Genomic DNA, 13,953 nt, shown 5'->3' with positions numbered 1-13,953 from the left:
GGGGATGCCACGCTTGCAGTCCGTTCTGCGAACCTGCCTACCCCGCCTTGCGCCTGGGCGCGGCCGTCTTGGCCGCAGTCTTCTTGGTCGCCTTGCCTGCGGTCTTCTTGACGGCTTTCTTCGCCGCTTTTTTGGCTGCCGTTTTCTTGGCAGGTGCGCTTGCCGTGTCGGCCGTGCTGGATTTCTTGGCTGGCGTGCGCGTATTGGCCTGCAGGCTCTTCTGCAGCAACGACATGAAGTCCACCACGTTGGTGGTGGCGTCTTCGTGCTGAGCGGGCTCGACGTCCACGGTGGTGGTGCCGCCCTTTTCCTGGATGCGCTTGCGCAGGATTTTTTCCAGCTTGCCGCGGAATTCGTCGTGGTAATCCTCCGGCTGCCAGGTGCCGGACATCGACTCGATCAGCTGCTTGGCCATCTCCTGTTCCTTGGGCGTGATGCGATACTCGCCCACCGCACCGGCCGGCAGCTTGAAATCCTGCGGGTCCACCACCTCCTGCTGATAACGCAGCAGCAACAAGATCAATGCATCGCCCTGCGGCATCACCGCCGCCAGATACTCGCGGGTGCGGATCACCACCTTGGCAATGCCCACCTTGCCGGTGTCGCGCAAGGTTTCGCGCAAGAGCACGTACCCTTTTTCGGCCTTCTTGCCCGGCACCAGGATGTAGGGCTTTTCGAAATAGCGTGGGTCGATGTCGGCTGCGTCGACGAAGGTTTCCACCTCCACCGTTTCATGGCTTTCCGGCGCGGCAGAGCGGATATCCTGTTCTTCGACGATGACGTAGCTGCCCTTGTCGTATTCGAACGCCTTGACGATCTCCTTCCACGGCACCTCGTCGCCGGTGTCGGCATTGACGCGTTCGAAGCGGATCGGTTTTTTGTCGCGCGAATCCAGCATCCGGAAATGCAGATCCACCTTGCGCTCGCCCGACATCAACGACACCGGCACGTTGAGCAAGCCGAAGGAAAGGGTGCCGGTCCAGATCGGTCGGGCCATCAGTGCGCTGCTCCATGAATTGCGGCTTCGGGAATGTGGTCCAGGGCAAGCCAGGCATCTTCGACAATGTCGCGCACATGCGGCCAGTCCAGTCGCGAGGCTCCACGCATGCTGTCCCACTGCGCAGCCAGGGCCTGCTCACAGTCGATATCGGCTCCACGCGGCCAGTCGGCGGCATGGGTGATCCGCGCAAACGCATAGGCCGGCGATAAATCGCGCCAGGTGGGCCCACCACGCCGACGGCGGCGCTGGTAGTCGGCCAGGCTGTAGCAGTGGAAGTCCTGCGCCACGCCAGCGGTGTCCGGCATGCGTGCACTGCGGTGCGCGCGCCTGGATGGAGCGGGCTCGACATGGGCACTGAACAGGCGACGGTCGGGACGGCGATCCTGGGGGCGCATGGGCGGCTCCACGGTGCGGCATTGAGGGCTGACATCAGTAACGCCGCTGCCGTGAGCCATGCGTGAGAAATTCGCTTGCACAGCGCGATTTGCGCGCCCTTCACCGCAGGCGCGGTGAACTGCTTGCCCATCTTGCTGTCAGGAGTGCGCCATGTCTCGCGACCCTTTACGCGACCAACCCAGCCAGCCGGGCGAACAGCACGGCAAGCGCGATGCCGAACACTATGAAGATCGCGGCGCTGGCGATGCACCGGGGCGCCTGATTCCAGCCGATGACCGGACGCCGGCCAAGAAGCCGGGAAGCGCGCCATCAACGGGGACCGATGCCTAACGGGCATTCCTGACAGTTATTTGGCTAAAAGCGTGATGTCGCAAGGCAAACCCACAGGCACCAGGCCACGTCGTGGCCACTGCGGTAAACCTCATGCCACCTCGCTCACGCCCGGCCGGCGTGTTGCAATCGAGCGAATTCATCATCGTCGAACAGCCGCGACCGCACCAGGAAGCGCACGCCTTCGCCGTTTTCCAGCGAGAACATGCCACCGCGCCCCGGCACCACATCGATGATGAGCTGGGTGTGCTTCCAATATTCGAATTGCGGCGCGCTGATGTAGAACGGCGCGCCGCCAATCTCGCCCAGCAATACGTCGCGGTCGCCGACGATGAACTCGCCAACCGCAAAACACATCGGCGAGGAACCATCGCAACAGCCGCCGGATTGATGAAACAACACATCACCGTGCTGAGCACGCAGCTTGTCGATCAGTTGCAATGCCGCCAGCGTGGCCGTGACCTGCGCCGGCAGCTCAACGCGTGTGGTGCTGTCTTGCATCGGCTAACTCCCACGGCCACTGCGGCCGCCTTGTCGAACACCATACGCTCGCCATTGTGTGCGGGCGTGCATGCACGCGGAGACTGTGTGCATGCCTTCGCATCGATGGTGCAACGGAACGAGGCCGGCGGGCCTTCGTGTGCGCATCCATCGATACGATCAGCCACGCAGGTCTCTTTAGAAAAACCCCAGCGCCTTCGGCGAATAGCTCACCAACAGGTTCTTGGTCTGCTGATAGTGGTCGAGCATCATCTTGTGATTCTCGCGGCCGATACCCGACTGCTTGTAGCCCCCGAATGCAGCATGCGCAGGATAGGCGTGATAGCAATTGGTCCACACGCGGCCAGCCTGGATCGCACGGCCCATCCGATACAGGCGCGAAGCGTCGCGACTCCAGACACCGGCACCCAGGCCGTACAGCGTGTCGTTGGCGATCGCCAGCGCGTCGGCCTCGTCCTTGAAGGTGGTGACCGAGACCACCGGGCCGAAGATCTCCTCCTGGAACACGCGCATCTTGTTGTGGCCTTTGAACACCGTGGGCTTGACGTAAAAACCCTCGGCCAGATCGCCATCGAGCGTATTGCGCTCGCCGCCGATCAACACTTCGGCACCTTCCTGCTTGCCGATGTCGATGTAGGAGAGGATTTTTTCCAACTGTTCGCTGGACGCCTGCGCGCCGACCATGGTGTTGGGATCGAGCGGATTGCCCTGCTTGATCGCGGCCACGCGCGCGAGCGCCTTCTCCATGAAAGCGTCGTAGATGGATTCCTGGATCAGCGCGCGCGACGGGCAGGTACACACCTCGCCCTGGTTGAAGGCGAACAGCACAAAGCCTTCCACCGCCTTGTCGAGAAAATCGTCGTCCTCGGCCATGACATCGGCAAAGAAGATGTTGGGCGACTTGCCACCCAGCTCCAGCGTCACCGGAATCAGGTTCTGACTGGCGTACTGCATGATCAGCCGGCCGGTGGTGGTTTCGCCGGTGAACGCAATCTTGGCGATGCGCGGGTTGCTGGCCAGCGGCTTGCCAGCCTCCAGGCCGAAGCCGTTGACCACGTTCAACACGCCGTGCGGTAGCAGGTCGCCGATGAGTTCCATCAACACCAGGATCGAGGCGGGCGTCTGCTCTGCCGGTTTCATCACCACGCAGTTACCGGCAGCCAGAGCCGGTGCGAGTTTCCAGCACGCCATCAGCAGCGGGAAATTCCACGGGATGATCTGCCCCACCACGCCCAAGGGCTCGTGGAAATGGTAGGCAATGGTGTCGCTGTCGATCTCGGAAATGCCGCCTTCCTGCGCGCGGATGGCGCCAGCGAAATAGCGGAAGTGGTCCACGCATAACGGCACGTCGGCATTGAGCGTTTCGCGCACCGGCTTGCCGTTGTCCCAGGTCTCGGCGTACGCGAGCAGTTCGAGATTCTGTTCGATGCGGTCGGCGATCTTGAGCAATATGTTGGAACGCTCGGTGGTGGAGGTCTTGCCCCACGTGTCCTTGGCTGCGTGCGCGGCATCCAGCGCCGCCTCGATATCCGGTGCAGTGGAGCGCGCGATCGAGGTGAGGACCTTGCCGTTGATCGGCGTGGTGTTGTCGAAATACTGACCACCCTTCGGCGCGACCCAAACACCGCCGATGAAGTTGTCGTAGCGCGGCTTGAAGATCGACTGCGGATCGGTGTTGAGCGGCTTGGTGGCAGGTTGCGCGTTCATCATGACTCCTGGAAGAGTGGTCCGATGCGAACGTGTATACCCGCGCAAGTGCTAGCGCAATGTCATCTGCGATGCTGTTGCGCTGCGTCATCGTGGAACTGGGATTGACCCTGCCATTTTCGCGAAAATGCGCTGCGGCGCGTCATCGGCCTGATGCCGAGGGCGCTGCAGCGTGACGGCTCATGCCTCGCCGTTTCGTCTGGCCGCCGCTTCTGGCGGACGTCGCAAAGCATTGTGGCAAGTGAGGCACTAACGCACCGACATCGGCGACAGTTCAGGCATGCAACGCACGTAGCAAGCACACCGATTCAATCAACATGGGAATGGCCGATGGCACGGCTGCGATGCCTGTGCATTCATCGAGCTGACGCTGCCAACCACGCTAAGGTCTGTCGGTTACCCCAATATCGTGTTCTGCTGCCGTATCGATGGCCATGGACGCCTCCGGTGGCGCCTGGCAGTCGGTTACCGTTTGGAGCCGATAGGAGCGCAGCTGCCACGCCGCACTCTGGCCGGACTGTTCCCAGGAATAAACCCAGCGATAGCGTCTGCCTGTATTGCAGGCGTCGATCGTGATGTCGTCGCGCGGCTGGCCGCGTGCCGGCAGCGGCGCCGCGTTGCTGATGTTATCGACACGCGTATTCAACGGGCGATCGAAGCTGGCGGTGCTGATGCGCACCGCGCCCAGCGCTGCGGCGGCGGCTGGCGGCGGCGCTTGCCTGGGCTGCGTCCCCAGTCTGGATTGCTGCTGCAACCAGGCGTGTATGTGGGCAACGGCCGGGGTGCCGGCCGGATAGTCGCGCACGATGCGCATGTCCACATGGTCTGCCCACGCCGCGTTGCAGACCGACAGGCCGGCCGCCGCCACGATGATCGTTCGCTTGCAGACCATCATCGTCGCGCTCCATGCCGTGAGTGCGTGGCAGAGGCTAGCATGCCGTTCGACAGTGCCTGGCTCCCTGCCGATCTGCTCGCACGCGCACGGGAGGCTGTCTACCACAGCGCAACGCGGTGCGCGCATGCACAGGCGGCAGCGCAACCCTCAATCCGGTGAACGGCCGGTCCCATCGGCACGGCGCAACAGCGTACTAGCCGGCCGCCTTACTTGCTGTCGCACGCCATTCGCGCACTGCCGCAAGCACACGCTTGCCGTCGGCCGCGCTGCTGTCGCGTGCAGCGTAGTCGTGTGGCCGGGCTTGAACCTGGGCCGCTAACGTTGCGCACGCGGCATGCGGGCCCGCCAGCACGGCGGTACGCTCGGTGGCGTTCAACCGCAGCAGGATCAAAAAGCCGGCGGCCGAGATCGAGCAGTTGATCTCCAGCCAATAACAATCGCCCTCGGAGAGAAGGAACCAGTCGGCAGGGGCGTGGTCGATGACGATCATGCTGGTGCGGGATGGGGTGGGGAGCGGGTCTGATCGGAAAGCCTCGTCGCGCCCGGGGGCGCTCCTACGACGGCACGTCTGCGACGGTGGTGACGACGATTGGTGGTGTGTTATGTGGGGCTGGGGCGTGATCGGGCTGGCGCCATCACGCCCGGGGACACTCCCACAAAGCCACGGTGCGTGGTGGGATGGTGCTGGAATGTTTCTCAGCCGCCAAAATCCCACTGCAGCCCCACCGTGTAGGTGCGGTCCGGGCCGGGCTCGTAATAGCGGCCATTGCCATCGTTGACGATGACCGAGCCCACGTACTGCCGGTCCAGCACATTGTCGATGCGTGCGAAGGTGCGCAAAGCGCCTTGTGTGGTGCTCCAGCGCCGGGAGGCTTCCAGGTTGACCAGCGCGTAGCCGGGTGCACGTTCGGTGGCCAGGTCGTTCACCACGGTGGCGCCGGAGGCCACCGATTCCGCGGCGAATTGCCACTGCGCCGGCTGCCATTGCCAGCGCGCAAATAGCTGCTGACGCGGCACGCCAGGCAGGCGCGATCCGCTGGCCACCGCTGCGGTGGGCGTGGCGCAGCCGCTGCTGGCACAGGTGAGATAGCCATCGCGCACGGTGGCATCGACGAAGGTATAGGCCAGCTGCAGCTGCTGGGTGGCACCGATCGGCTGCTGCCAGCTGAGCTCTGCGCCCTGGCGCCGCGTCGCGCCGATGTTGCGATAGGTGCTGCGCCCATTGGTATTGCTGGCCACCGCCAGCTCGTCGTCGGTGTCGGCGCGGAAGACCGCAAATTCCAGCGCCGCGCCGCTTTGCGCGCGCCACTTGCTGCCCACTTCGTAGTTGCGGCTGGTGGCCGCACCCAGGTCCAGCGCCAGGCCGGCGCCGCCATCGCTGCGGTAGCCCAGTTCGTTGAAGGTGGGCGTCTCGAAGCCGCGTCCCACCGAAGCGTAAAACCGCAGATCCTCTTCGGCGCGGAACACGATGCCGGCCACCGGCGTGGTCGCCGAATAATCGCGCTGGCCGCTGTCGTCGGGATTGCGGCCCACGATGTAGTGGTCGTCCGATTCGAAGCGCACCTCGCTATGGCGCACGCCCAGCAGTGCCGCCCAGCGGTCGCTCCACTGCCACCACAGCTGTGCGAACTGGTCCACGTTCTCGACCTCATCGCGCTGGTTACGGCGCAGTGCGCCCTTGACGCCCAGGGTATCGCCGACGAAGTTTTCGTAACCGGTGCGGTGCTGGCGCTGGCGGTCGACATTGGCACCCACGGTCAGCTGCAGCGGCCGGCCCAGCGCCTCGCCTTGCCAGGCCCAGCGCGCATCGGCACCGTCGTAATTGCTGTCCAGATCGATCACCCCGCCCGAATGCAGCGGGTTGCGCTGCACCGCCACCGGGATCGCCAGGAACTGCTCCACGCTGCGCTGGCCGCCATAGGCCATCAAGCGCAACGTCTGGTTATCCAATTGCTGGGTGAAGATGGCCCCGGCCTGCGACTGGCGCACCGACTTGCGGGTATTGAACTGGGTGGCCACCGACGTGGCCTGTGCCGGGTCGGCATTGAACTGGGCGCGGGTCAGGCCGAGTGGGTCCTGGGCATCGGGCGCGTCCAGATGATTGAGCACCAGGTCCAGCCGGCTGCCCTCGGCCAGATCGAAGCCGAGCTTGGCGTTGACCGAGTCACGCTTGGCGCGGCTATGGGCGCGGAAGCCATCGGTGTCGAAACGATTGGCGGCCACGTTGTAATGCACCGCGCCCTGCTGGCCGAGCAATTGCGCGCCGACGTTGACGGTGGCGTTGCTGCCGTAGGTGGCGCGCAGCCGCCACGGGTCGTCCGGGTGGCCATCGGCGCTCCACAGCTGCAGCACGCCGCCGGAGGAGTTGCCGTACAACGCCGAAAACGGCCCACGCAGCACTTCCACCCGCTCGGCGCCCAGCACGTTGAAATGCGACAGCTGGCCCTGGCCGTCGGGCATGCTGGCCGGAATGCCGTCCACCAGCAGCCGCACGCCACGCACGCCGAAGGTGGAGCGCGCGCCAAAGCCGCGAATCGACAGCTGGGTGTCCTGCGCGTAGTTCTGGCGGTCGCGCGCCACCAGGCCGGGGATGCCATCCAGCAACTCGGACACCTGCGCGCCGCGGCGGTTGTCGTCATCGGCCGCCACCACGGTGAACGAGGCCGGCAGGTCGAAGTCGTCCACCCCGCGCACGCGCGCGGCGTCCACCTGCACGGCGGGCAGGCGCTGGATCGATGTGGCGGCGGGCGGCGCCGGATCGGCGGCCAGGACAGGCGATGTGGCGCCCGTGGCGAACAGGCCGCAGGCGGCGGCCAACAAGGTGAGTCTGGACATGCACCTAGTGTCCCTCATCCGTACTGTCAGTGCATTGTTGCGTACGGAACGAAGCATGCTACGCCGGCCATGGGCTGCTACGATGAAGTGGTTTGGCCCAGCAGCGGTCAACGATCCGGAAGTACCCCACTCTTTCGTCCTTCAGCGAGTCATGCCGTGTCCTTCTTTGCAAACGTGGAACAGGTTCCAGGCGACCCCATCCTGGGCCTGACCGAGGCCTACAACGCCGACAGCCGCCCCAACAAGGTCAACCTGGGCGTGGGCATCTATTACGACGAAAACGGGCGCATCCCGCTGTTGCGCGCCGTGCACAAGATCGAGCAGCAGCTCGCGCAGGACGCCAAACCGCGCGGGTATCTGCCCATCGACGGCCTGGCCGCGTACGACAAGGCCACCCAGGAGCTACTGTTTGGCGCCGACTCTGCGCTGGTGACCTCCGGCCGCGTGGCGACCTCGCAGACCGTCGGCGGCAGCGGCGCATTGCGCGTGGGCGCGGACCTGCTCAAGAAGCTGCTGCCCACCGCCACCATCGCCATCAGCAACCCCAGCTGGGAAAACCATCGCGCAGTGTTCGGCGCGGCCGGCTTCGAGGTTGTCGATTACACCTACTTCGATGCCGCCACCCATGGCCTGAACTTCGACGGCATGCTCGCCGACCTGGCCAAGCTCGAACCGGGCACCGTGGTGCTGCTGCACGCCTGCTGCCACAACCCCACCGGCGCCGACCTGAGCCGCGAACAGTGGAAGCAGGTGGCCGGCCTGTTGAAGGAACGCAACCTGTTCCCGTTCGTCGACATCGCCTACCAGGGCTTCGACAAGGGCATCGAGGCCGATGCCTATGCGGTGCGCCTGCTGGCTGCCGAAGGCATCGACAGCTACGTGGTCGCCAGTTCCTATTCCAAGTCGTTCTCGCTGTATGGCGAGCGCGTGGGCGCGCTGTCGGTGGTCTCGGCCACCGCCGCCGAGGCCAAGGCGGTGCAGTCGCAGGTCAAGCGCATCATCCGCACGATCTACTCCAGCCCGTCCACGCACGGCGCCGCCCTGGTGGCCGGCGTGCTGACCAGCCCGGAGCTGCGCGATCTGTGGGAGCAGGAACTGACCGACATGCGCGAGCGCATCCATTCCCTGCGCGCCGGGCTGGTGGAAAAACTCGCCACGCTGGGTGCGCCGGAGTTCGACTTCATCCAGCGCCAGGCCGGCATGTTCTCGTACTCGGGCCTGACCAAGACCCAGGTGGACCGCCTGCGCGACGAGTTCGCGATCTACGCGGTCGGCACCGGCCGCATCTGCGTGGCAGCACTGAGCCAGCGTAACCTGGACTACGTGGCCCAGGCCGTGGCCACTGTCAGCCGCGTCTGAGCGTTGACATCTATCAGGCGTTCTTAAACTTTTGTTATTTGAACTATAATATTAATTTTCTTGCAGTTTTGATGTAGCCATGAATTCGTGATTGGACACCCAACGTAAGGATACGAAAATGCGGCTTTCCCTCTCATTACTCCTCCCCTGTCTCTTTATCGCACCCACTGCGATGGCAGTTACAAAGACCTGTGATGGTTGTACAGAAGCAGAAATGAGTTTCATGGTCTCGCATATACTAATTTTTGAAAGCGGGGCATACAGAAATGCTCGCCAACCTGCGTATGTAGCAAATCCTCAATCAAGGTCTGTCATGAAGGGGATTTATAGCTGGAATTATGAGGCAGATGGCGAAACCATTGTTCAACATGTCAGCATGAGCACTGTAGAGTCCCAGATTTTTGGCTTTGTTAATACTTTAGCCGATGCATATGGCGAAAGGATGCTAACTAGTAGCGCCGTAGGTCTAGCTGACTCCAATCGCCCGACGTCCATTTACGACGTCATAGATAACCCGTCGCGCGAGCAACAAGTAGTCCGTGCGATCGAAAATTCAAAGGCCGATTTTTTCCAAAGGGCAGCGGAAGCTGCGAAAATAGTAAACCCCTTCCCTGGCTTCAATCCAGGCGGCGTGAATTTGACGGTAAAATTTATTTTTGACGATAAAAGCACTGCAACTTACACTTTTGATAGCCAAACTAAGTCCTGGGTCCGCGTGAAAGACAGCCAACGCGACTCCAGTGGCAATATAGTGCCAATAACTAAATCTGACTTTTCGGGAGGCGAAGGCGGCACACGCACTTACGACTTCAGCAATAGCCAGGCAGATATGGATAAATTCTATGCCTGGGCTAATCGAAGTGGCATTAGATTCACCCAACCTACGGGATCTGGAACGAGAACAGGCATAACATGCGCAAGCACAAAAGATGGCGTCATTTGCCATATAGTTGCTTATTAATTGCATGAAACTTTCAAGAAAATCAGCAGGGATCTGGTGGTCCCTGCTGTTTTTATTTTTCGCTACTGTCGCTCTCATTATTTTCCTCTTTCGCGACTTAGAAATTTTTCCTGCTGAACAACGATCGAGACAGCCCTCTAATCAGGTCATTGACGTACATTCCGAGCTGAAATTGGATAGCGCATTTGCCGGCGCTGCTCCAGCCAGCAATGTTCCCGCTAGGATGTCGCTGAGCGACCTGGAGATGCGCTCCAGACGAGGGGATGCCGCAGCGGCATGCCATGTGGCAGCCATCTATGAGCAGTGCCTGCTACTGCTGCGACAGTATGACGACGTATTGGCGATGATTGAGACGGAGAATCGGGGCGCCGCCGGCTATTTCGAGGCGCTCCGCTCGCGAGCGGAGTATTGCGCCGGCATTTCGATAAACGCCAGCGACGCCATCGATAAATGGAAGGACGCCGCGAAAAAGGGCAACCTCAACGCCATGAGAGGCTACGTCAGCGGGTCTGCTTTCTTGGGAATTTCGGACGCCGCAAAGTATCGGACGGCTTTTCACGCATATTCCCAATTGGCAGAGGGTTTTGCATGGAAGCTGGCAGACCAGGGCGATGTCAACGCAATGCTCGCCCTGGCACACGCTTATGAAAGCGGCCCCACGCCAGCCGGGCCACTGCTATCGCAAGTCGTCAACAAGGATCCGACTAAGGCCCTGGCAATCTTCTACTATCTTGACGATGTCCCGTCCCGGACGCCAACGCGTTCGATTGCGGAAAACCGTGTCAGGGAGCTTGCATTGACATCCATCAAGGCGATGGAATCCAGCTTGAGTGCAGCATCGATTCGCGCTTCCGCACTCATGGCAGGTGATCTGCGGCGGCGCTGGACCAAGCCATTGACGTATGAAAAACTTTTCATGTCCACGCTCGAGGATGGCAGCTTGCGTTCCGCCCAGGCCGAGGACTGCGACGACCAGGAGAACCGACCGTGAGGAACAATCATAGCCTGTGCATCATTGCGGTGCTGTTTTCCCTCGCCTCGCTGTGGGCGACGCAGTTCAGACAACTCAATACTTATTATTTTGTCCCTATTTTACTCTCAATCGCTTCCATTGGCTTGATAAGCCTGCAAGAGAAAGGCCGGCTCCGACATGTTGAAATGGTCGCGGCCGTCACGATCCTGGTCATCGCCATTCTTGTCGGCGCGCAGAAATATTCTCCGTGAGTGCAAGTGGTTTTCTTGATGGTGAACCAGAGCATCGATGCTACAGCCGTGGTCATCGTCAGCCGGGGCTGAAGCGACGCGTCATGGGGCGCGTTGGCTCTCTGTCCATTCGCAGTCCCAAGCGGAGGATCGTGGGGCGCTTGTATCCTCATCGCAGCCCTCTCCCGCAAGCGTGAGCGCGGTCATACGTCACCGCTGGTGTACAGAGCGACCGGCAACGGGCGCCGGCCACATAAGGTGCGAGGGGTGCGACGCACCCCCCAGCAATCTCCCTTCCCCCGCGCGCGGGGGAAGGTGCCCGCAGGGCGGATGGGGGCGCTCCTGCAGTCGCTGCAGAGCGGAACGCGCATCCGATGATCGAAATCTAACGGCACACTCGCGACAATGGCGGCTCACTTCCTACACAGGCTGCCCGTTCCCATGTCGCGTCCCTCGCTGACCCGCTTCCTGATCGAAGAGCAACACGCCGGCCGTATCGATGCGGAATTGCGCCAGCTGATCACCATCGTCTCGCGCGCCTGCAAGCGCATCTCCATCGCCGTGAGCAAGGGCGCCCTGGGCGGCGTGCTCGGCGACGCCGGCACCGGCAACGTGCAGGGCGAAGCACAGAAAAAGCTCGATGTGCTCAGCAACGACATCCTGCTCGAAGCCAACGCCTGGGGCGGCCATTTGGCCGCGTGCGCGTCCGAAGAAATGGACCACAGCCAGCCGGTGCCCGACCAATACCCCAGCGGCGATTTCCTGCTGTTGTTCGACCCGCTCGATGGCAGCTCCAATATCGACGTCAACGTCTCGGTGGGCACGATCTTTTCGGTGTTGCGCGCGCCCAAGGGCACCGAAAAGCCGGGCGACGAGCACTTCCTGCAGCCGGGCACCCAACAGGTCGCCGCCGGCTACTGCATCTACGGCCCCAGCACCATGCTGGTCCTCACGCTGGGCCACGGCACCCACGCCTTCACCCTGGAGCGCGAAGAAGGCAGCTTCCTGCTGACCCAGGCCAACATGCGCGTGCCCGAAGACACCGCCGAATACGCCATCAACATGTCCAACCAACGCCACTGGGAACCGGCGATGCAGGCCTACGTGGGCGACCTGCTGGCCGGCAAGGACGGCGCGCGCGGCAAGGACTTCAACATGCGCTGGATCGCCAGCATGGTGGCCGACGTGCATCGCATCCTCACCCGCGGCGGCATCTTCATCTACCCGTGGGACAAAAAAGACCCGAGCAAGCCGGGCAAGCTGCGTCTGATGTACGAAGCCAACCCGATGAGCATGCTGGTGGAACAGGCCGGCGGCGCGGCAACCACCGGGCGCGAACGCATTCTCGACATCCAGCCGCAACAGCTGCACCAGCGCGTACCGGTGTTCCTGGGCTCGAAGAACGAAGTGGCCGAAGCGACGCGGTATCACCTGGATGCCGACAAGGCGTAAGGCTGCGGGCACCGCTCGCAAGGCACGCAAACTGGATTCCACCAAGACACCCGCCCAGTGCGGGCGTCTTGGTTTATGCCCCCCGCTGCTGGATCATCTCCATGCAGGCAGGCCTGAGCGCTGGCCACTGCGAGCCGGCCCGCAAGCGGCGGGCATCGCAGGCAGCTCATTCGACCAACGACACCGGCGGTGCATTAATACTGTGTTGGATGTTGCGTGTTCTTTTCGACAGAGAGGAAAAGCGGTGTATGACCTTCGCTAGGGCTCGCCTCTTGCTCGTGCTTACCGGCTTGGTATTGCCGTACGCAGCACGCGTGCCATTTGGGCTGAAGTGGGTACGGCAATACACCGATGTCGGCCTGGGCGGTTGGCTGTTGTTGGGTGGGTTCAATGCCATCGCCTGGGGTGCGCTGCTTGGCATCAGCTTCCTGTACCGCCGGCCGATTGCGTTGTTGGTGCCGTGCCTGATCGGCTTTGGAGTGCTCGCCTGGGCGCATGCAACCCTGGATTTACGCGCCGATGCACAGTCGGCATTGGCGCTGATCTTCGTCCCGATCTACGCGTTGCTGCCGATCACATTGGGCGGCGTACTCGGCTATCTGCTGGACCGAAAGCTTCGGCGCAGCGCGATGCCCTGAGACTTCGCTGGAGTGCCGGCGTCAACATCCCTGCGCAACGGTTCGATGATGCGCATGCGCCGATGCGCAGCGCAGTGATCCGAAGATGTCATCGGATGTTCCCTGCGCACGATGGACAGCGCACTCCCCGCTAGAGCGCTGCTACATCCGCAGCCGAGGCAAGGTTGCGTCGTCGCGGGCCACCGCCATGCGCACGATTCACGCTTGCTCGCGTTCGCTTATGCGGGCTAGTTCGGTTTGTATTGCAGGCAATTGCTTGGATCGAAGACCGGTAGCACTTGACCAAATCGATGTCCGCGGTAACGCTCGGATGCTGGTGTGCGCCTCTCGCGCTGCACGCATCGATTGGAGAGACCGCACGTGGATCGTCGTACCTTCCTCACCTTGTCCGGCATCGGTGCCGCCGGGTTGCTGCTGCCGCACACACGGCTGATCGCTGCCGAGCAACTGCTCGCCCCGGCCGATGCCGCGCGCAACCGACGCCTGGCCGATAGTGCACTGACCACGGCCAAGGCGGCTGGTGCCAGCTACTGCGATGTGCGGGTGGGGCGCTATCTGCGTCAGTTCGTGATCACGCGCGAGGCGCAGGTGGAGAACGTGGTCAATGCCGAATCCAGCGGCGTGGGCGTGCGCGTGCTGACCGATGGCGCCTGGGGGGGTAATCCCCCCGCCCATT

Annotated in this window: 15 protein-coding genes; 8 read left to right on the top strand and 7 right to left on the bottom strand. The window is 62.5% G+C overall.

What is annotated here, in order from left to right; translation table 11 throughout:
• Positions 1-37: 37 nt before the first annotated feature.
• Positions 38-997, bottom strand: a complete 960-nt coding sequence (locus J7367_RS20970) for a Ku protein (RefSeq protein WP_057663275.1) — start codon at positions 995-997, stop codon at positions 38-40.
• Positions 997-1,362 (bottom strand): hypothetical protein, encoded by a 366-nt coding sequence (locus J7367_RS20965; protein ID WP_306766585.1) that lies wholly within the window; start codon positions 1,360-1,362, stop codon positions 997-999. Before J7367_RS20965 ends, J7367_RS20970 begins: the two co-directional genes overlap by 1 nt.
• 184 nt (positions 1,363-1,546) lie before the next feature.
• On the opposite strand from J7367_RS20965, the gene J7367_RS20960 reads away from it, so the two are divergent.
• Entirely contained in the window at positions 1,547-1,726 is a 180-nt protein-coding gene (locus J7367_RS20960) for a hypothetical protein (RefSeq protein WP_022557861.1), read from the top strand.
• 105 nt (positions 1,727-1,831) lie between these two features.
• Here the strand turns inward: J7367_RS20960 and J7367_RS20955 are convergent, their stop codons facing one another.
• From J7367_RS20955 to J7367_RS20935, 5 genes are all read right to left on the bottom strand, one after another.
• On the bottom strand, positions 1,832-2,227 hold the full coding sequence (locus J7367_RS20955) for a DUF779 domain-containing protein (RefSeq protein ID WP_057663272.1): 396 nt from the start codon (positions 2,225-2,227) through the stop codon (positions 1,832-1,834).
• A gap of 177 nt (positions 2,228-2,404) precedes the next feature.
• Positions 2,405-3,934, bottom strand: coding sequence for an aldehyde dehydrogenase (gene adh, locus J7367_RS20950; protein WP_057663306.1), 1,530 nt, complete (start codon positions 3,932-3,934; stop codon positions 2,405-2,407).
• A gap of 382 nt (positions 3,935-4,316) precedes the next feature.
• Entirely contained in the window at positions 4,317-4,748 is a 432-nt protein-coding gene (locus J7367_RS20945) for a hypothetical protein (RefSeq protein WP_244667842.1), read from the bottom strand.
• Between the two features lie 274 nt (positions 4,749-5,022).
• Positions 5,023-5,319, bottom strand: a complete 297-nt coding sequence (locus J7367_RS20940; protein ID WP_057663267.1) for a hypothetical protein — start codon at positions 5,317-5,319, stop codon at positions 5,023-5,025.
• Positions 5,320-5,525: 206 nt separating this feature from the next.
• Positions 5,526-7,664, bottom strand: a complete 2,139-nt coding sequence (locus tag J7367_RS20935) for a TonB-dependent receptor (protein WP_057663264.1) — start codon at positions 7,662-7,664, stop codon at positions 5,526-5,528.
• 156 nt (positions 7,665-7,820) lie between these two features.
• On the opposite strand from J7367_RS20935, the gene J7367_RS20930 reads away from it, so the two are divergent.
• From J7367_RS20930 to J7367_RS20900, 7 genes are all read left to right on the top strand, one after another.
• The gene (locus J7367_RS20930; protein WP_016849085.1) at positions 7,821-9,023 is read left to right on the top strand and encodes an amino acid aminotransferase; all 1,203 of its coding nucleotides are present in this window, start codon (positions 7,821-7,823) and stop codon (positions 9,021-9,023) included.
• A 118-nt stretch (positions 9,024-9,141) separates the two neighbouring features.
• Positions 9,142-9,984, top strand: coding sequence for a hypothetical protein (locus J7367_RS20925; RefSeq protein ID WP_081027960.1), 843 nt, complete (start codon positions 9,142-9,144; stop codon positions 9,982-9,984).
• Positions 9,985-9,988: 4 nt separating this feature from the next.
• Positions 9,989-10,975: a hypothetical protein gene (locus J7367_RS20920; protein ID WP_244672355.1), complete on the top strand. Its 987-nt coding sequence runs from the start codon at positions 9,989-9,991 to the stop codon at positions 10,973-10,975.
• Positions 10,972-11,208: a hypothetical protein gene (locus tag J7367_RS20915; RefSeq protein WP_005921230.1), complete on the top strand. Its 237-nt coding sequence runs from the start codon at positions 10,972-10,974 to the stop codon at positions 11,206-11,208. The genes J7367_RS20920 and J7367_RS20915 overlap by 4 nt, the downstream gene beginning before the upstream one ends.
• Before the next feature lie 420 nt (positions 11,209-11,628).
• The gene (locus J7367_RS20910) at positions 11,629-12,639 is read left to right on the top strand and encodes a class 1 fructose-bisphosphatase (RefSeq protein WP_057663260.1); all 1,011 of its coding nucleotides are present in this window, start codon (positions 11,629-11,631) and stop codon (positions 12,637-12,639) included.
• Positions 12,640-12,887: 248 nt separating this feature from the next.
• Complete coding sequence (locus tag J7367_RS20905) at positions 12,888-13,277, top strand: hypothetical protein (protein ID WP_057663257.1); 390 nt, start codon at positions 12,888-12,890, stop codon at positions 13,275-13,277.
• Between the two features lie 360 nt (positions 13,278-13,637).
• Positions 13,638-13,953: DNA gyrase modulator (locus J7367_RS20900; RefSeq protein WP_343124453.1), on the top strand; the 316-nt coding region annotated here is incomplete at its 3' end.

The sequence above is a fragment of the Xanthomonas sp. D-36-1 genome (genome assembly GCF_017746155.1).
GTDB lineage: Bacteria > Pseudomonadota > Gammaproteobacteria > Xanthomonadales > Xanthomonadaceae > Xanthomonas > Xanthomonas cissicola.
Note: the sequence above shows the minus strand (reverse complement) of the source record. Positions and strands in the feature narration are given on the sequence as shown.